We start from the raw sequence: 18,841 nt of genomic DNA, 5'->3' as shown, positions 1-18,841 counted from the left end.
CGCTCGGCTTCGCTCGCGCGGGCGGTGCCCCCATCGCATCGCCGCCCTCCTCCGCCTTGCGGCTGCACGCACCAGACCCCGCTCACCGGCGCTGAAGAGATGCCGTCGATTCCCTGCGACCTGATCCAAACGACAGACCCTGGCCCCCGCCCTCCGGTCCAGACGAGATCCGCAGCGTGACCGGTCCCAACAACCCCGACGACAGCTGCGAGTCGAAAGCCCAGGCCGTGGGCGTGGCCTCCGCGAGATACGGCGCCAGCGTGCCCCGGACGGTCACCTCCAGCCGGACGGTACGCCCGGCGGCACCGCGCAGCGGGAAACGGTACGGCGCGCAGAACGCCTCACCGGCCGGCTCCCCGTCGACCGACACCTCCACGCTGCCCCGCACCCGCCCGAGATCCAGCACGGGATCGGGCCCCGACGGCACCTTGAGTGCCCGCGCGTACGTCACGCCTCCGCTCCAACTGCCCAGCCCCAGCTCCCGCCAGTCCCCCAGGGGCAGCGGCGCCGGTACGGCACGCACCCGCACCGGCCCCCGCCAGGCGGAGCCGCCCCGCAGGACCGCAGTGGGGTCCGTGACCACCTCGACCGGTGTGGGCACTGTGAGTGGTCGAGGAAGTGTCAGCTGGTCGCCCTCCAAGGGGAGTTCCGGACCGCCACCGACGCGCACGCTCGCGCGAAGCGCCAACGGCAGGTCGAGCGACACCGTTCCCGCCGGCACGGTGAACCGGAAGCGCTGCGGCGTCGCGTGGACGTCGTCGGTGGACCGTGACGGCCATACGGTGCCGCCGAGCACCGGCCGGCCCGTGAGCCACCCGGTGTCCGGCAGCGGGTGCGGCCGTACCCCGGCGTGGCAGTGCTGCAACTCGCCCCGCCTGCGCTCGTCCTCGACGGTCCGCCCCCGCCGGCCGCCCGACTCGGCCTCCCAGCCGGCGCCGCTGACCAGGGCCGTCACCTCATCCCTGGAGCGCACCACCAGATCGACGAACACCGCGTCCCGGCGGTCGGCACTGTCGGCCATGACCTCCAGGGTGTGCTCGCCCGCCCCGAGCGCCGGTTCGTGGCGGAAGAACATCGGCACGGCGCCCCAGTCCGCCTCGTAGTACTCCACCTTCTCCTGCCGTGCCACGACGTCCCCGTCGAGCAGCACGGTGACCGCCGAGGCGGCACCGACGACGAGTACCGTCCGTGCGTCGTCGCCCGGGACCCGGAGTCGCGCACGGTAGGTGACGCGGCCGTCCGGCCGCACTCCGTCCGGTGGGCGCATGAACCGCGGACGCGGCCCGAGCCCGCCCGGCTCCGACAGACAGAAGAAGCTGCCCAGGGGCGTGCCGTCGGCGGCCGAGATCGTCGAGGGGCGGCCTTGGGCGTCGGACAGTTCGTACTCGAGCACGCCCCGGTCCCGGGCCACCGTGACCGGGGCGGAGGCCAGGTAACCGTCGCCGTCCGGCTCCAGCGGCTCGCCGTTCCACCACACCCGCTTGACGCACTCCGCGCCGACATGCAGTTCGGCGGGCCCCCTGTGGTCGGTCTCCACGATCGCCCGGACCCGGGCGGCCGTTGTGCCGCCCGGCACCGGGACGCGTACGAACTCCTCGTTCACCAGCCCCTTGAGGCCCAGCAGCCCGCCCGGGTCCGGGATGCCACGGCTCGACGAGTACACGGCGACGTCCCAGCCCGCGTCGGGCGGCACCAGGGTCAGTTCACCGGCCAGAATCCGCTCCACGGACGCGGCGTCCAGTGGCTCGGGCACCTGACCGAGCGGTACCGGCGGCAGGACGCGGACCCGGTTGCCGTACGTGACCCGGGTCGGCTCCCACGTCCCGCCCTCGGTCCACTCCATGGTCCAGATCCGCGGTTCGTCCACCGACGAACCCGGGGGCAGGGCCAGATCGCCCCAGGTGTTGTCCATGGTGGGGACCAGGCGGCCGTGCCAGCCGGTCGAGACGTCGATCACCTGGGCGGAGGTCTGCCGTTGAGGACGCGTGGGCGTCGGCCGGCCCTCGCGCCATACGACCAGGGCCGCGGGGGCGCCGTCCAGCGGTACGTCGATGGTCGAGACGGCGCCGTCGGCGCACACGGTGACGTGCGCCGGGGTGCGGGAGCCGGTCGCCGGGTTCCAGACCTCGGCCTCGGCGACCGCGGCCCGCACGGTGACGGACGAGGTGCCGGAGGCCTCGCCCGACGGGGAGGAACCGGCCCGCAGCGGATGCGCGCCGATCTCGGGGAAGGCCGCCGTGACCAGTGCCACCGCCTCGTTCCCCGTCCGCCTGACGAGCAGCGGCACCTCGCCCGTGGCGTGACCGGCCGCGTCGGCCACGGCCGCCGCGCCGTCCTCCGGGTCGCGCACCCGCTCCAGCCGGGGATGCGACGACAGGGCTGCCACCACCGAGTCGTCGCCGGACCGGCCGGCGGCCGTCACCGGCGCACGGCCCACGACGACGACCCGTCCGCCCGCGTCGAGCAGTTCGGCCAGCCGTCGCGCCGTCTCCTCCTCCAGCACGCTCGCCGACGGCAGCAGCACCGCGCGGTAGGCCAGGTCCCTGATCCGCAGGGCGCCGTCGGCGGCCTTGGCGCGCTGCACCGAGTCGTCGTCGACGACGTCGAAGGAGATGCCGCGCCGGTCCAGGGCGCCGGGGTGCGGGGCGAGCCAGTTGTTGGTGCCGCACAGGCCGAGGTAGTGGCGCTGTGTCTGGTCGGCGTCGGCGTGGCCGTCGCCCAGTCGGCCGTCGCCGAAGTGCTGGACGGGCGCGTCCAGCGGGACGAGGGCCTGCATGGTGGCGGTCGGGTGCAGAACCGCCACGTCGGCGGCGTAACTGCCCCAGGACATGATCGAGCAGATCCGGGCCACGGCCCGGGAGAACGCCGGGTACTGCTTCCAGTACGGCTGGCGCCAGTCGGTGGACGGCGGTGCCCACTCGAACCAGCCGCCCGCTGTGCCGAAGTAACTGGCGTGCGGGTTGTACAGGTTGGCGCCGCTGCGCAGGAACGGCAGCAGCCAGTGGTAGGTGTCCTCCAGCGTGCCGCCCCAGCCGGAGGAGTGGAACGCCTCGATCCAGACCCGTTCGTGGCCGTAGAGGTGGGCCATGGAGGAGTGCACCTTGGCGTCGCCGTGGTGGTCGCTGCCGGCGGCGCCGTACCAGCGGTGGGTGCGGAAGTAGTCGGTGTAGATCTGCGTCGACTGGGCCGGGTATCCGGCGCGGGCGGGGTGGCTCTGGTCGCTGCCCAGCAGCATCCCGCGCTCGCGGTGCCATGCGGCCAGCGGCCGGAAGAGGGCCTCTTCGGTGAGTTCCGCGCGGACCGCGTAGTAGTCGGCTCGGATCTTCGTCTCCGGCACGGTGGCGTCCGTGCCGAACAGAGCCGGCAGGTGGTCGAGCAGGTCGTAGCCGCGCCGGGTGCGGAACTCGTCGGCGAAGCGGTGGCTCCAGGCGTTCGTGCCCGGCAGTTCGTCCTGGAAGCTGCCCGCGATGACGGTGCCCAGGTGCTCGGGCACGCGGCGGTCGTACTCGTGGTGCACGGCGTCCATCAACAGGCCGACGGCGTCCGGGGCCAGGTAGTCGAACGCCGTGGGTACGGCGGTGACGAGCCGTACGTCGGTTCCGTCGGCGGCGGCGACGGCCAGGGTGTGCCGGCCGTCCGTGGCGAGGTCGAGGCGTCGTCCCCGTGCGGTGTACGCGGCCAGCGGGGTCTCGGCATCCCGCAGGGCGACCTTGCCCCGGGAGACGGTGACGTCGCGGCAGCGCAGCGCACCGCCCCTGGCCTCGGGATGACGCCGTGTCACACCACCCTGCACATTGGCGCCGGAGAACCCGATCTGGTCGTAGAACCACAGGCGTGTGCCCAACTCCGCCGCGATCTCGCAGGCGTCGGTGAAGCGCGCCCACCACTCCTCGCCGAACCACGCCGGATCGTCGGCCCGGGCGCCGAACGTCGGGCCGGCCGGGGCCAGGTTGATCACGACGAGGTTGTGGACACCGCCCTCGGCGAACGCCCGCATCTGCCAGGCGAGTCGCTCGCGGGTGACCTTCGCACCCGACCACCACCACAGGGGTGCGGGGCCGAAATCGCGGGGCGGGTCCTCGAACAGCTGCCGCAGTGCGGGGGAGATCACGGACGCGGTCCTTCCCCTAAAACGTTTTTAGGCCACCTTCACCGTAGGGGAGCTGGGACGGTCACGCCATATCCGAGGACGGCACGGCGGAAGCCAACACACGGTCGCCGATGTCTGCGCGACACCTTGTTGCAACGTTTTTCTCGCCCTATATTCGCTGCGACCAGGCCCCCGGAACCGCGATGTCACCAGACGACGGAGTCGCATCATGGCCGGTACCCGCCCCATCCCCAAACAGCTCTGGAAGGCCGCCGCCCTGTCGGGCATGGCCTCCTATCTCGACGCCGGGCTGATCGTCAGCATCTCCGTCAACCTGGCCATCTACCGCGACAGTTACGACATGGGCGTGTGGATGGCCGGTGCGATCAGCGCGATCGTCACCGGCTGCATCGCCGTCGGATCCCTCGTCGGCGGCCGGCTCGCCGACCTCTTCGGCCGCCGCCGCGTCTACAACTGGGACATCTTCTGCTTCGCGCTCGGGGCGATCGTCATCACGCTGGCGCCCGACGACATCACGCTGCTGATCGGCGTCCTCGTCGCTGGACTTGCGGCCGGCGCCGACCTGCCGACGTCCCTGGCCGTGGTCTCGGACGCCGCACCCTCCTGGGCCCGGGGACGGCTCATCGCCTTCACACAGGTCATGTGGATGCTGGGCATCGCCGTCGCCATCTTCCTCGGCTTCGTCCTGTCCACCACGGGCATGACCGGGGCCCGGCTCATCACCGGACAACTGGCCGTCGCCGCGCTCGTCACCTGGGCCCTGCGCTCCCGCCTGAAGCTGTCCGCCGAACAGGACACGAAGGAGGAGACGGCGGCCACCTCGCGCGGCAGCGCACTGAGGAACATCTGGACGCGGGCCGCCCTGCTGCCGATGACCGCGACCTTCGTCTTCTACGTAACCTGGGGCCTCGGGGCCAACACCTTCGGCCAGTTCGGCACCTATCTGCTCGTCACCGTCAGCGACGCCTCACAGAGCCTGGCCACCGGAATCAACCTGGCCTTCATCCCGATCGGGGTGCTGCTGACCTTCGCCTTCGTCCGCGTCGCCGACAGCCCCTGGCGCGACCGGCTGTTCCACGTGGCCGCGGTGGTGCAGATCCTCGCCTTCGTCATCGCGTCCCTGACCGCGGGCGCACTCGTCGGCATGCTCGTCTTCTTCGTGCTCTACCAGCTCTCCAACCCCTTCGCCGGAGAGGCGAACTACAAGGTGTGGTCGCAGCTCACGCTGCCCGCGGACACCCGCGGCACCACCCAGGGCTTCACCTACGCCCTGTCACGCGGGGTCTTCGCGGTCGCCGCGTTCTTCACTCCCGCCCTGGCCGACTACAGCCCGGCCGTCCTGCTCTGGACGATCACCGCCTGCATGACGGTGGCCGCGTTCGCGGGCATGTTCATCATCCGCGTCCTGGTCCCCCGTGCCACCGGCGCGGCGCAAGACAGAGCGGACCTGCGAGTCCCCAGCACCTGAGCCGCAGCACACCGACAAGGAGCACCGACCATGGCAACGACCGCGGACCGCACCGCCGGACGGGCCGCCGCCCTGCACGACCTGCTCCCGCCGGTCACCCGGCGCCGCACCCGGATCGGACTGGTCGCAGGCGGACTCGGCACGTACTGGCCGCAGTTCCCCGGGCTCCTCCCGCAGCTGAAGGAGTCGGCCGCCTACGTCGCCGAGCGCTTCCGGGGGATGGACGCGGAGGTGACCGACGCCGGGTTCGTCTCCGACGCCCAGGAAGGAGCGCGCGCCGCCGAACAGTTGCGCAAGGCCGACTGCGACCTCATCGTGCTGTTCCTGACGACGTATCTCACTTCCTCGATGGTGCTGCCGATCGCGCAGCGCACGCACACTCCGGTCCTGGTCATCGACCTCCAGCCGACCGAGAAGATGGACCACGCCTCCTTCGACACCGGGGCCTGGCTGGCCTACTGCGGTCAGTGCCCCGTCCCCGAGGTCGGCAACGTCTTCCGGCGCGCCGGCATCCCCTTCCGGTCGGTCTCGGGCTGGCTGCGGCAGGAGTCCGCCTGGCGGCGCATCGAACAGTGGATCCGGGCCGCGCACATCCGCGCCGCGCTCCGGCACGCCCGGCACGGCCTCATGGGACACGTGTACCCCGGCATGCTCGACGTGCAGACCGATCCGACGCTGCTGTCCACGACGTTCGGCTCGCACGTGGAGGTGCTGGAGTTCGACGACCTGCGGCACCGGGTGGAGCGCGTGACCGAGAAGGAGACCAGGGAGCGGATGGCGCTCGCCCGGCAGGTCTTCACCCTCGACGACAGCGTGGTGGAGGAGGACTTCGCCTGGGGCGCGACCGTGTCGGTCGCCCTGGACCGGCTCGTGGCGGACTTCCAGCTCGACAGCCTCGCGTACTACCACCGGGGCCTCGACGGGGAGCTGCACGAGCGGCTCGGCGCCGGCATGATCCTGGGAGCCTCCCTGCTCACGGCCCGGGGCGTGCCGGCGGCCGGGGAGTACGAACTGCGCACCAGCGTCGCCCAGCTCGCCTCCCAGAGCGTCGGCGCCGGAGGCTCCTTCACCGAGATCCAGGCCCTCAACTTCGAGGACGGCGTCGTGGAGATGGGCCACGACGGACCCGCCCACCTCGCGGTCAGCGCCCGCGACCCGCTGCTGCGCGGGCTCGGCGTCTACCACGGCAAACGCGGCTGGGGCGTGAGCGTCGAGTTCGACGTCCAGCACGGGCCCGTCACCCTGCTCGGCCTCGGCCAGGACGCCGATGGCAGTCTGTCCTTCGTCACCTCCGAGGGCACCGTCGTACCGGGACCCCTGCTGGAGATCGGCAACACCACCCGCCGCGTCGACTTCGGCCGCGATCCAGGCGAATGGGTGGACGCGTGGAGCGCCACGGGTGTCGGCCACCACTGGTCCCTCGCGGTCGGCCACCACGCGGCCGACTTCCACGCGGCGGCGAGCCTGCTGGGCATCGACCACCGGAGTGTGTGACGGGGAGATGGGCGTCGCCCCCACCCGGAGAGTGGTTGTCGCCACCGCCCGGAAATGGGTGCGGGCACCGCTGGTGACGGACCCGGAGCCCGTGTGAGGCAGGCGGCGTCGCCGAGGCTCGCGTCGGTTGTCATGGCCGCGGCCTCGTGCGGCGCCGAGACGTGCACGACGCCGTCCGACCCAGCCTCACGAAGGAGGAGCCCCTTTCGATCCCCGCATGGTGAAACGATCCGCCCCCGCGGGCCCGCGAAGGCGGTGACCCGTGGGACGCGCTGACAGCCTCCTCGCGATGGGCGGCGCTTTCCTCGCCGCCGCCCTCCTCGCCCGCCTCGGCGGCAGGATCGGATTCCCGACCATCGCGCTCTGCATGCTCGCGGGCATCCTGCTCGGCCCGCACACGCAGGGCCTGGTCATAGTCGAGGACGCACACGACTTCGAGATGCTCTCCGCACTCGGACTGGTGCTGCTGCTGTTCTACCTGGGCCTGGAGTTCCACCTCGACGACCTCAGGAGCGGCGGCCGGCGCCTGCTGACGGCGGGCGGCATCTACCTGCTGCTCAACGTCGGCGCGGGTCTGGTCTTCGGGTTCGCTCTGGGCTGGGGCGTCCGGGAGGCGCTGGTGCCCGCCGGTGTCCTGGGGATCTCCTCGTCCGCCATCGGCCCCGGTGGTCTCCGGCCATCCGTGCCACCACCCATCCCCGACCGAACAACCGTCTTACGGCACGGCGTTCGTACGGGGCGGCCACCGGGAAGGATGAGGATTGGGCCTGATGGCGGACGCCGCTGGAAGGGGGAGAAGCTCAAGCCCTGGTGGGACCGGCCGCGCCGCGCGTCGGCGGGTTGTCTCCCTCCGCACCGTCACACGGCCCCGACACCCCAGGACTTGCCATGGCCTCGGCCGTGCCCTGCCTCGAAACGCTGTCGGGTTCCGGGAAGGAGAAGCCGTGCCCCAGTCCGAAGACGAACGTCTCGTCGACCTCGAAGCACGACTCGAGCGGGAGGACCCCAGGTTCACCCGGGCCATGAGTTCCGGCCGCCCGGCCCGGCCCCGGGAGTACCGGCGTACCGGAGCCTGGTGGGCGCTGGCCCTAGGCGTGGCCGTCCTGGGCTCCGGCATCGCCCTGGCCCAAGGGCTGCTCATCGCGGCCGGACTGGTCCTCGTCGGCATGGCGGCCCAACTGGTCGACCCCGACCCGAGCCGCCTGGGGCGTCAAAGGCAGCGGCGATGGTGACGCGCGCGGCAGCCGGAGCCTATGCCCCCGCCCACTTCCGCAGCAGCGCCTCGCGTTCCTCGCGCGGCGGAGTGTCCTCGGCCGCGTGGTCACGACCCCAGGCGAGAAGGTCGCCGATCCCGGTGCCGCCGTCGGCGAGCCGCTGGAGGAGGGCGACGGAGAGCTCGTACTCGGAGGGCAGGTAGATCCCTCCGGCGACGGCCGCGTGCACATCGACCTGGACGGTCTCCTCGGCCGTCGCCACCTCCACGGTGAAGGCGGGCGGCAGCTGGCAGTCACCCGTGACCACGACCAGCGCGGCGTCGAAAGCCATGGACGCCAGCCTCCGCACCCCGGCCCGCACGGGCACGTCGTGAGCCTCGATCCGGACCACCTGGTCCCACGTCCAGAACCCGCCCCGGCCGGCCCCCAGCGCCTCGACTCCGTCCTCGGACAGCCGCACCCCGGAGGCCGCCCCCTCGGGCTCGGCCCCCACGTACACCGAGTCCTCGCCGATCCAGAACAGGCCGACCATGGCCATGAACGCCTCCCGCAGCTGGTCCGGGGGAGAGCGGACCTCGCCCCCGTGTCGCCGTAGGAGACGGGTGCGACGGGCGAGAGGTTGCGATCTTTCCGGCCGGACCGGCCGGGGCGAATGCCGCCGTCAGGGTGTGGTCGTAACCCGTGTGAACGCTCCGGATGGTGGGACGGCCCGGCATGACTGACGGTGGTGCACGTCGAGGCCGGGTCTCGTGAGCTGGCGAGGCGTCAGCGCCCGGTCCGAGACGGAAGGACTCACCGATGCGCTCTGCCCGCATGCTGCTCGCGACGGCCACGGCCACGGCCGCCCTCGCGATCGCCGCACCCACCGCCTACGCCGAGGCGATGGGTGACCGGGACCACGACACCACTTCCTACAGCAAGGAGCACGACAAGGACCGCAAACACCACAAGCCGCGCGGCGGGATGCACACGGGCGGGGGAGCTCTGACCGCGGTGAACACGGACCACGACTCGGACCGCCCCGAGCACGGCAAGCACGACGAGCACGGCAAGGGCGACGAACACGGCAAGCACGACGAGCACGGCAAGGGCGACGAACACGGCAAGCACGACGAGCACGGCAAGGGCGACGAGCACGGCAAGCACGACGACCACGGGAAGGACTTCGGGCACGGCAAGCACGACAAGCCGCGCGGCGGAGTGCACACGGGTGGCGGAGCGCTGACCGTGGTGAACTCGGACGACTGGGAAAAGGACAGCGAGCGAGGCGACGACCCCTGGGGCGACAAGCACGACGAGAACGGCTTCGGGGACAAGCACCACAAGGACGAGTTCGGCGACGAGCACGGCAAGCACGACGACCACGAGAAGGGCTTCGAGCACGGCAAGCACGACGACCACGAGAAGGGCTTCGAGCACGGCAAGCACGACGACCACGAGAAGGGCTTCGGGCACGACAAGCCGCGCGGTGGCGTGCACACCGGTGGCGGTGCCCTGGCCTCCACGCAGGGCGTGACCGCCGGCGGGCTGGCGGTGCTGGCCGTGGCCGGCACGGGCCTGTACGCCCTGAGGCGTCAGAGGGCCTCGCAGGGCGCGGCATGACCGAGACCTGACCGCATGCCGCCGTGGCCGCCGCACGTGCTCCTCGCGTCGCGGCGGCCCGGCTCGTCCTCCCGCGTGCCGTGTGCCGTGTGCCGCGTTCGCTGCCGTGTCCGTTCCGCTGCCGTGCCCGAATGAGGTGGTCTCCGATGGCAGCCAGCCCTCCTTCTCCCGCCGAGCCCGGTCCCGCGCCGTCGAAGCGGCGATTCCGCACCGTCGTGACGGTCATCTGGGGTCTCGCCGCCCTGGTGCTGATCGTCACCATGGTCACCGGACGTGGTGAGTCGTCGTCCGACGCCGGTGGCCCGCCGCACGCCCCGCCGGCCGTCCCGACGGCCGCGCCGGCCACCTCCGCCGTGCCCGACGCGCCGCCCTCGTCCGCAGCGCCGCACCGGACCGCCGCGTCCGGGACCGGCCCGCATCTGCCGCGGTCCCGGCCGGTCCGTCTTTTCATCCCCAAGATCTCGGTGAACGCGCCCTTCACCGACCTCGCCATCGGCCGTTCGGGTGAGCTCGAACCCCCTCCGGCCGACGACACCAACCTCGTCGGCTGGTACGCCAAGGGCGTCTCGCCCGGCGAGGCCGGAACCGCGATCATCGCCGGGCATGTGGACACCGCGACCTCCCCGGCTGTGTTCGCGGGGCTCAGCCAGATGAGGAAGGGCGACCGGTTCCACGTGGCGCGGGCCGACGGCAGCAGGGCGACCTTCGTGGTCGACGACGCGCAGTCGTTCGCCAAGGCCGACTTCCCCAGCAAGCGCGTGTACGGTGACACCCCCTACGCCCAGGTCCGGCTCATCACATGCGCGGGTGCCTACGACCGGCGGGCCCGGGACTACACCGAGAATCTGGTCGTGTTCGCCCATCTCGTCTGACTTCCGGGTCCCCGGCCTGAGGTGGTGTTTTAGAGTGACTGCCACCAGCTTCAGGCGACTGTGGGACCTGTGAGGTATTCGCGAACCATGACGACCGAAACGTTTGAGTTCCAGGTAGAGGCACGTCAGCTGCTCCAGCTGATGATCCACTCGGTCTACTCGAACAAGGATGTCTTCCTGCGGGAGCTTGTCTCCAACGCCTCCGACGCGCTGGACAAGCTGCGCCTGGAGAAGCTGCGGGACGACTCGCTCGACGCCGACGTGTCCGACCTGCACATCGAGATCGACGTCGACAAGGACGCCCGGACCCTAACGGTGCGGGACAACGGCATCGGCATGTCGTACGACGAGGTCGGACGGCTCATCGGCACCATCGCCAACTCGGGTACGGCCACCTTCCTGAAGGAGCTGCGGGAGGCCCAGGACGCGGCCAATGCCGAGGGGCTCATCGGCCAGTTCGGCGTCGGCTTCTACTCCGGCTTCATGGTGGCGGACGAGGTGACGCTGGTGACCCGGCGCGCCGGCGAGAGCCAGGGGACCCGCTGGACGTCGCGCGGCGAGTCCACGTACACGCTGGAGAAGGTCGACGACGCGCCGCAGGGCACCTCCGTCACGCTCCACCTCAAGCCCGCCGACCCGGAGAACCAGCTCCACGACTACACCTCGCCGTGGACGATCAGGGAGATCGTCAAGCGGTACTCGGACTTCATCACCTGGCCCATCCGGATGGTCCCGGAGGCGGGCGACGGCGAGGACGCGCCCGAGCCCGAGACGCTGAACTCGATGAAGGCCCTGTGGGCGCGGTCGCGCGACGAAGTGTCCGACGACGAGTACCACGAGCTGTACAAGCACATCAGCCACGACTGGCGCGAGCCGCTGGAGACGATCCGGCTCCAGGCCGAGGGCACCTTCGAGTACCAGGCCCTGCTCTTCGTCCCCTCGCACGCCCCGCACGACCTGTTCACGCGGGACTTCAAGCGCGGCGTCCAGCTGTATGTGAAGCGCGTCTTCATCATGGACGACTGCGAGGCGCTGCTGCCGCCCTACCTCCGCTTCGTCAAGGGCGTCGTCGACGCGCAGGACCTCTCGCTCAACGTTTCCCGCGAGATCCTCCAGCAGGACCGGCACATCCGGATGATGCAGCGCCGGCTGACGAAGAAGGTCCTGTCCACGGTTAAGGAGATCAAGGCCAAGGACGCCGACCGCTACGCCACGTTCTGGCGCGAGTTCGGCACGGTCCTGAAGGAGGGTCTGGTCACCGACTCCGAGAACCGGGACGCCATCCTCGCCGTCGCGTCGTTCGCCACCACGTACGCCGAGGACGAGCCGACCACCCTCGCGCAGTACGTGGAGCGGATGAAGGACGGCCAGGAGGACATCTACTACATCACCGGCGAGTCCCGGCAGAGCATCGAGAACTCCCCGCACATGGAGGCGTTCCGGGACAAGGGCATCGAGGTCCTGCTGCTCACCGACGCCGTCGACGAGGTGTGGGTGGACGCCGTCGGCGAGTACGAGGGCAAGAAGCTGCGCTCCGTCACCAAGGGCGAGATCGACCTCGACGGCGAGAAGGACGAGAAGGCCGACGGGGAGCGGGAGAAGCAGGCCGAGGAGTACGCCGGTCTGCTCGGCTGGATGCGGGAGCAGCTGGACGAGGACATCAAGGAGGTGCGCCTGTCGGCCCGGCTCACCGTCTCCCCGGCCTGCGTCGTCTCGGACGCGCACGACCTGACCCCGGCCCTGGAGAACATGTACCGGGCGATGGGCCAGGAGGTGCCGCGCACCAAGCGGATCCTCGAACTCAACCCGGACCACCTGCTGGTGAAGAACCTGAACCAGGCGTACAAGGAGCGCGAGGACCGCTCGGGTCTCGTCGAGTCCGCCGAGCTGCTCCACACGCTGGCGGTGCTCGCCGAGGGCGGCCAGCCCAAGGACCCCGCACGCTTCGTCAAGCTCGTGGCCGACCGCCTGGAGCGCACGCTGTAGGCGGTCGGCGGATCAGCGGTGGTCCGGGGCGTCCGCCGCCCGCGCGCCGGGCGGGGTCGTGCCGGTGCCCGGCGGGACGATCTCGCCCTGGACCACCCGCGGCGCGGTGCCCGCCCCGGCCTCCTCGTCCTTCGCGGCGCGTGCCTCGGCCTTGAGGATGCGGGCGGACTTGCCGGCGGACCGGGCCAGTTCGGGCAGCTTCCTGGCCCCGATCACGGCTATGACGACGATGAGGATGATCGCGAGCTCGCTCAGTCCGAACATGGTGTGTCCTTTCTCGCCCGGGCCGGGCACGGCGTGAGCGTATCGGGCGGGGAGCCCGGTGTGATCCCCGCATCGCAATGTGCGACCGCCGGATGCCGGAGCAGATGGGGCAGCATGCCGCGGTCGAGCAGGGCCTGCCGCCAGGCCAGCCGGGCGTGCTCCACGCGGTCGGCCCGCCCGCCCAGGGCCGAGCGCAGCAGCGCGGCCAGGCCGAGGAGGCCGGTCACGGCCGCCACGAGCGCCAGTGTCCAGCCGGCCGAGACGAGCGACCCGGGCAACGGGCCGGGTGCGCCGGCGACCTGGAGCAGGCAGCCGAGCAGGAGCAGGGACCCGGCGGACGTCGCCGCCACGAGCGGCGTGAGCACCGCGAGGGCGGGCAGCAGACTGCCGGTGTCGAGCGGGCGCCGCGCGTCCTGCCGGACGGCCGTCCGTACGGCCAGGTAGGCGCGGTACGGCTCGCCTGCCGCCGCCGTGATGGCATCGGCGTGGGCGAGCGCGTGGGCGCGCAGGTGCGCGGCCGTCCGGCCGGTCGGATCGGCGCGCACGGCACCATGGAGGTCCGCGGTGCTCAGCGCCAGATCCAGTACCGCTTCGAAGTCCGCGCGGTCCTCGGGTTGGAGGCGGGGCGGATCGGCCACAGGGTCTCCTCGTCGGTTGCTGTGTCGGACGTTGGGAGCGAACGCATTGAATCTACAGTACTGTAGAAGTAGAGGCGATGATCCCGCGGATCTATACGATGTCCAGAGGCAACGCAGGGCGGCTGAAGGGAGACAGGGCGGTGACGGATCCCCGGCAGCGTCCCCGGCGGGGGCAGGGCGAGCTGGAGGCGCTGGTGCTGTCGGCACTGCGGGAGGCGGACGGCCCGGTGACGGCCGGCTGGGTGCAGGAACGCCTCGGCGGTGACCTCGCGTACACGACGGTGATCACGATCCTGACCCGGCTGCTGGCCAAGGGCGCGGTCACCCGGGAGCGCGCGGGACGGTCCTTCGCCTGGACGCCCTCCTCGGACCATGCGGGCCTGGCCGCCGGGAAGATGCGCAAGGTGCTGGACGCCGAGAACGACCGGGAGGCGGTGCTGGCCAGCTTCGTCACCGGCCTCGACCCGGACGACGAGCGGCTGTTGCGTGACCTGCTGGGGCAGGCCCACGGCGAGGGGGACGGCTGAAGCCTCATGGGGGTCTTCGTCTTTCTGCCGCTGGTTCTCCCGCTCACGGCGTGGCCGGTCGCGCGTCTGGCCGAACAGCATCTGCACCCGCGCACCGCGACCCGGTTACTGACCGCGATGGCCGCGGTGCTGGCGCTGTGCAGCACGGTGTGCCTGGGACTGGTCATGGTGGTCGGCACCGCCCAACTGCCCGGCAACCCGCTGCCCGACGGCTGGTCGGACCCCGAGGTGCGGGCGGCGGTGCCGTTCGACGAGGTCGTCGGCAAGGCCGCGATTCCCGCGCTGTGCGCGGTCGTCGTCGCCTGCACCCGCGCGCTGTGGCGGCACGCCCGGGTGCGCCGCCAGGCCCACCGCGCGCTGTCCGGGCTGCCGGACACGGAGGTGGCCGTACTGCCGGACGGCGTTCCCTACGCGTATGCGCTGCCCGGTGGTGGTCGCCGGGGTGGTGGTGCTCTGCACGGTGGCCGCCTGGTCGGTGCTCTGCGCGGCAGCGCCGGGCGCCCTGTCCGCCGTCGGCGCGGGGGGCGTGTCGTGGTGACCACGGCCCTGCTGGACCGGCTCCGGCCGGCCGAGCGCAGGGCCCTGTTCGCCCATGAGCGGGCGCACCTCGCCGCCCGGCACGACCGTTTCCTGCTCGCCGTGCAGCTCGCGGCCCGGGCCAACCCGTTCCTTCGGCCGCTGCGTACGGCCGTGGCGTACACGGCCGAGCGGTGGGCGGACGAGGAGGCGGCCCGGGCGATCGGCAGCCGCCGCACGGTGGCGCGTGCCATCGGCACGGCCGCCCTGGTCTCCCGGGGTACCCCGGCGCCCACGCTCGCGGGACTCGCCGCTCCGGGCCCGGTGCCGCGCCGGGTGGCGGCCCTGCTCGGCCCGCCACCCGCGGTACGCAACTGGCCCTCGGTGTTCACCTCGGTCGGACTGGCGGCGTGGGGCGCGGCCGCCGGAACGGCCGCGTCGGCGATGTCCTCCGCGAACTCCGCCGTCACGATGGTGCTCATCCTGCACGCCGCGACACCCTTTTGAGGGGGCAGGGCCTCAGCCCTCCTCTTCCTCCTCGCCCTCGAAGAAGTCCCCGACCTCGTCGACCACTTCGTCCGCGACCATGCCGCCGACGACCCCGGCCGCGAGCCCGGCCGCGCCCGCCGCGACGGCGGTCCCCATGCCGGGGCCCGAGCGGTGGCCGTCATGGTGATGCCCGCCGTGCCCGTCATGCCCGTGGCCGCCCATGCCGAACGCGGCGGGGGAGCCGTACGAGGCCCGGTGCTCGACCAGTTGCCGGATCCAGCCGTCGACGATCGCGGGCCAGTCCTGGTGCTCGACTCCGTCGTGGGAGACGGTGAAACGGGTCAGCGCGTCATGGCCGGGCGACAGGAAGCCGCCGCGCTTGTCCGCCTCCAGCACGACCTCCATGCCGCCCGGGTCCGCCAGGAACGTCAGCTCGATCTCGTTGACCTGGTGCGCGTACCGGGGTGACGGGACGAGCTCGATCTCCTGGTAGAAGGGCAGTTGCTGGCCGGTGCCGCCGATGCGCCCGTACTCGAGGTCGGCCGTCTTGAATCCGAACCCGAGCCCGCCGAGGGCCTCCAGTACGGCCTCCTGCACGGGCAGCGGCGTGACGTTCAGCTGGTCCAGGTCGCCCTTGTCCTTCGCGCCGGCCACCGACAACTCGGTGCGCACGCCCAGGACGACGCCCAGGCGCTGGCCGTGCAGTTCGGTGACCGGCGTCTCCCACGGCAGGGTCACGCTGAACGGCACACCCCGCTGCTCGCCCTCGGCGAGCCGGAAGCCGCCGCCGACGGTGAAGCGGCCGAAGGGGACGACGCCCTCGCTCTCGCCGCCCTCGTGCTCGGCCTCCACCCGGGCCACCAGCTCCAGGGTGATGTGCTCGATGTCGAAGTCGGCTTTGCCGCCCTCCAGCCGAACCTCACCGGTGAGCGTGCCGCCGGGCCGGACGGGAGCCGGGTCGAGGACCGTGTCGACCGTGGGGCCGCCCACGCCGAGCGCGCCGAGCAGTCGTTTGAACACCATGGTGGCGTCCACTCCTCACATGCGTGTACTGACGTTCTACAAACATGTAGAAGTATAGGGGAGTGCTGGAAGGGATCTTGCACGTCGGTTGCGGAGGAGTACAGCTCACTCCTCCGCAACCGCCCCCGTCACCGCGCGACTCAGCCCACGATCCGGCCCAGCTCGATCCGGTCGATGTTCGGCGCCCAGGCGCTCGCGTTGCCGAACGTCACCTTGTTCGTGCCCTTCGCCAGATCGACCGGAACGCCGACGGTCCAGTAGTCGTCCCAGCTCCAGGTGTTCTTGAAGGTGACCTTCACCGGGTCCGCGGTCCCGACCGTGATGTCCGCCGTACGGGACATGATGTCCGTGTTGTAGGCGTGGCCGTTGTCCCGGCGGTCGTTGTGGGCGTAGTGGACGACCAGCAGATAGCGGCCGGACCGGGGCGCGTCCACCGTGAACTCGGCGGTGCTTGAGGCGCTGTTGCCGAGCCAGCCGATGTACGAGCCCGCGGACGCGTGCGGGGAGTCGACGAGCTTGGCCCCGCCGGCGAGCGCGGCCGAGGCGCCCTCGTGGGAGAGGGTGCCGGCGGCCGAGCCGTCGCCGGAGACGTCGAGGGAGCGGACGGCGCTGTGGCCCGACGTCATCGCGATCCGGTTGTTGCCCGCGACCAGGTAGAGCCGCAGCGGGCGGCCGGGCGCGGCCGTGACCGTCTCCCCGTGCAGCGAGAGCTTCACGGCCGCCGAAGTGCGCGGCACCACCGTGTAGTAGCCGTCGCGCGGGGCGTACACGTCGAACACCGCCTTGTCACCGGAGCGCAGGACCAGGGCGCCCGTGCCCACACCTGCCGACGAGGTGTAGTCGTACGACGGCTTGCCGCTGATGTCCGCCAGCGTGGCCTCGTAGGAGGCGGAGGGCGCGCCCGTCCGCGTGGTCAGGTCGATCCGGTCCAGGGTGACCTCGGCGTCGCCCTTGGACAGGGTCAGCTGGTGCGTGCCCGCCTTGAGCTGGACGCTGACGTCCTTCTTGGCGCGGTACGTCCAGTTCTCCGTGGAGGGGTAGGCGACCGTCACCGGGGCGCCGCCGTCGACCGACAGTTTCTGCGTGGCGGGGCCGCCGGACTGGTTGCCGTACAGGATCGCCAGGTCGTACGTGCCGTCCTTCGGGACCGTCACCGAGAAGGTGACCTTGCTGCCGGGCTGGTTGAGCGAGCCGACATCCTTGGTGCCGGAGGCCGCGTAGCCGTTGGCGTTCTGGACCGTGCCCTGCGTGTAGACCTTGCCGTCGGTGATGGTCGCGTCCTCGGCCTCGTACGACGCCGACCACGGGACGGAGGCGGCGGACGGCGTGCCGGAGCCGCCGGGGGTGAGGACGACCCGGTACGCCGACATCTTGTGCAGGCCGCGCAGCGGGACGGTCGCCGAACCGTCCTCCGCGACCTTCACCTTGGTGCGCGCGAGGACCCGCGGCGCCGCGTGCTGCCCCTCGTATCCGGACCAGGCGGCCTCGGCGACGGTCGCGGTGACCGTACGGCCGAACACCGACCGGGGGACGCCCCGCACGACCACGTCAGAGTCGGCCGCGGAGCCGCCGAGCAGAACCTGCGCCTGGCGGCGGGAGGTGTCGAGGGAGGCGAGCCCCTGGAGGGTGTCGATGGTGTTGGGCTGCGGTGGCGTCACCTTCACCGTGTCCCCGGTCATGCCCGCGTACCAGCGGAAGAGCCACCAGCCGCCGTTGGGGATGTTCGAGCGCACGACGTGGCCGCTGAGGTTGCCGGCCGCGTCCCAGTACGCCATGTTGGCGTACACCTTGTTGCGCTCGAACATCGACACCCACTGCACGAGCTGTCCGGGCACGGACAGGTCGCGGCGGTTGGCGTACTCGTCGATGTTGATCTTCAGCGGGGCGATGCCCGCCTCGCGCTCCAGCTTGCGGTAGTCGTCGTAGTGCGCCTGGAAGTCGCGCAGCGAGCCGGAACCCAGCTCGTGCCAGGTCATCACCTGCGGCAGCACGTTCTCCCGCTTGGCGAAGGCGAGGAAGTCCTTCAACAGACGGGTGTGGTACGCGGCTTCGTTGGGTCCGGCGATCCTCGCGTCCGGGTCGATCGCGCGGATGCGGTGGTACACCGTCTTCCAGTCCTTGAAGAACCGGTCGCGGTTCTTCTCGTACTGCGCCTGGTCGGCGACGCCGAGCTTGTACCAGATCTGGTCTGGCTCGTTGAACGGGATGTAGACGAAGCGGTCGCTGTTCGGGTCGGCCGAGACCTCCTTGACGATCTTGTCGACCTTGGGGAGGTAGTCGTCGATGCCGAGGTCCTCGTACGGCCACTTGGCGTAGACGTCCTGCATCATCACGTTGATCTCGCCGCCGCCGGTACGGAAGAACGACTTCGAGACCGTGAGCGCGTCGCCGTTGGGGTGCTGGGCGCCCCCCTCCGGCTTCTGCGAGATGCTCGTGATCTTCAGGGGCGCCATCGCGGCGTCGCTGGGCACCCCGTCGTCGCTGAGCCCGTACAGCGAGCCGTTGGCGCCCAGCATCACCGGGCCCTCGGAGGCGTTGAGGTCGACGGTGAGGCGCTGTGGGTCCGCTGCTGCCGCGTTTCCGGCTGCGGGGAGAGTGGCTGCCATGGTGGCTGCTCCAAGTAGTGCTGTTATCAAG

Annotated in this window: 14 protein-coding genes and 1 pseudogene; 9 read left to right on the top strand and 6 right to left on the bottom strand. The window is 71.4% G+C overall.

The features are described 5' to 3' along the window. Positions 1-82 precede the first annotated feature (82 nt). Positions 83-4,111 (bottom strand): glycosyl hydrolase, encoded by a 4,029-nt coding sequence (locus tag ACIBNA_RS14255; protein ID WP_399165495.1) that lies wholly within the window; start codon positions 4,109-4,111, stop codon positions 83-85. Between the two features lie 208 nt (positions 4,112-4,319). Between ACIBNA_RS14255 and ACIBNA_RS14250 the strand changes: the two genes are divergently transcribed. From ACIBNA_RS14250 to ACIBNA_RS14235, 4 genes and pseudogenes are all read left to right on the top strand, one after another. Next, on the top strand, positions 4,320-5,579 hold the full coding sequence (locus ACIBNA_RS14250; protein WP_399165494.1) for an MFS transporter: 1,260 nt from the start codon (positions 4,320-4,322) through the stop codon (positions 5,577-5,579). A 30-nt stretch (positions 5,580-5,609) separates the two neighbouring features. Continuing rightward, complete coding sequence (locus tag ACIBNA_RS14245) at positions 5,610-7,073, top strand: arabinose isomerase (RefSeq protein WP_399165493.1); 1,464 nt, start codon at positions 5,610-5,612, stop codon at positions 7,071-7,073. A gap of 262 nt (positions 7,074-7,335) precedes the next feature. After that, positions 7,336-7,731, top strand: a pseudogene (locus ACIBNA_RS14240) (cation:proton antiporter); the annotation flags it as partial. A 286-nt stretch (positions 7,732-8,017) separates the two neighbouring features. Beyond that, a complete protein-coding gene (locus tag ACIBNA_RS14235; protein WP_399165492.1) occupies positions 8,018-8,305 on the top strand; it encodes a DUF3040 domain-containing protein in 288 nt (95 codons plus the stop codon). Between the two features lie 19 nt (positions 8,306-8,324). Here ACIBNA_RS14235 and ACIBNA_RS14230 read toward each other — a convergent pair whose 3' ends face one another. Continuing rightward, complete coding sequence (locus tag ACIBNA_RS14230) at positions 8,325-8,825, bottom strand: hypothetical protein (RefSeq protein WP_399165491.1); 501 nt, start codon at positions 8,823-8,825, stop codon at positions 8,325-8,327. Positions 8,826-9,085: 260 nt separating this feature from the next. On the opposite strand from ACIBNA_RS14230, the gene ACIBNA_RS14225 reads away from it, so the two are divergent. The 3 genes from ACIBNA_RS14225 to htpG all read left to right on the top strand — a co-directional run bounded on the left by ACIBNA_RS14225 (position 9,086) and on the right by htpG (position 12,747). Beyond that, complete coding sequence (locus tag ACIBNA_RS14225; RefSeq protein ID WP_399165490.1) at positions 9,086-9,889, top strand: hypothetical protein; 804 nt, start codon at positions 9,086-9,088, stop codon at positions 9,887-9,889. A 146-nt stretch (positions 9,890-10,035) separates the two neighbouring features. After that, a complete protein-coding gene (locus tag ACIBNA_RS14220) occupies positions 10,036-10,761 on the top strand; it encodes a class F sortase (protein WP_399165489.1) in 726 nt (241 codons plus the stop codon). A gap of 87 nt (positions 10,762-10,848) precedes the next feature. After that, positions 10,849-12,747, top strand: coding sequence for a molecular chaperone HtpG (htpG, locus tag ACIBNA_RS14215; RefSeq protein ID WP_399165488.1), 1,899 nt, complete (start codon positions 10,849-10,851; stop codon positions 12,745-12,747). A gap of 12 nt (positions 12,748-12,759) precedes the next feature. On the opposite strand, the gene ACIBNA_RS14210 is transcribed toward htpG, so the two are convergent. Then, positions 12,760-13,011 carry a twin-arginine translocase TatA/TatE family subunit gene (locus ACIBNA_RS14210; RefSeq protein ID WP_399165487.1) on the bottom strand — a complete coding sequence of 84 codons (252 nt, stop codon included), beginning with the start codon at positions 13,009-13,011 and terminating at the stop codon, positions 12,760-12,762. Continuing rightward, a complete protein-coding gene (locus ACIBNA_RS14205; RefSeq protein WP_399165486.1) occupies positions 12,999-13,649 on the bottom strand; it encodes a hypothetical protein in 651 nt (216 codons plus the stop codon). The genes ACIBNA_RS14210 and ACIBNA_RS14205 overlap by 13 nt, the downstream gene beginning before the upstream one ends. A 140-nt stretch (positions 13,650-13,789) precedes the next feature. Here ACIBNA_RS14205 and ACIBNA_RS14200 point away from each other — a divergent pair, with 140 nt between their 5' ends. Together ACIBNA_RS14200 and ACIBNA_RS14195 are read left to right on the top strand one after the other, a co-directional pair. After that, the gene (locus tag ACIBNA_RS14200) at positions 13,790-14,176 is read left to right on the top strand and encodes a BlaI/MecI/CopY family transcriptional regulator (protein ID WP_399165485.1); all 387 of its coding nucleotides are present in this window, start codon (positions 13,790-13,792) and stop codon (positions 14,174-14,176) included. A 6-nt stretch (positions 14,177-14,182) separates the two neighbouring features. After that, positions 14,183-15,199 carry a M56 family metallopeptidase gene (locus tag ACIBNA_RS14195; protein WP_399165484.1) on the top strand — a complete coding sequence of 339 codons (1,017 nt, stop codon included), beginning with the start codon at positions 14,183-14,185 and terminating at the stop codon, positions 15,197-15,199. Positions 15,200-15,211: 12 nt separating this feature from the next. On the opposite strand, the gene ACIBNA_RS14190 is transcribed toward ACIBNA_RS14195, so the two are convergent. Beyond that, on the bottom strand, positions 15,212-16,204 hold the full coding sequence (locus tag ACIBNA_RS14190) for a sporulation protein (protein ID WP_399165483.1): 993 nt from the start codon (positions 16,202-16,204) through the stop codon (positions 15,212-15,214). Positions 16,205-16,344: 140 nt separating this feature from the next. Then, positions 16,345-18,810, bottom strand: a complete 2,466-nt coding sequence (locus tag ACIBNA_RS14185) for a CBM35 domain-containing protein (protein ID WP_399165482.1) — start codon at positions 18,808-18,810, stop codon at positions 16,345-16,347. Positions 18,811-18,841 lie beyond the last annotated feature (31 nt).

The organism is Streptomyces sp. NPDC050164 (assembly GCF_044459945.1).
Taxonomy (GTDB): Bacteria; Actinomycetota; Actinomycetes; order Streptomycetales; family Streptomycetaceae; genus Streptomyces; species Streptomyces coeruleorubidus_A.
Note: the sequence above shows the minus strand (reverse complement) of the source record. Positions and strands in the feature narration are given on the sequence as shown.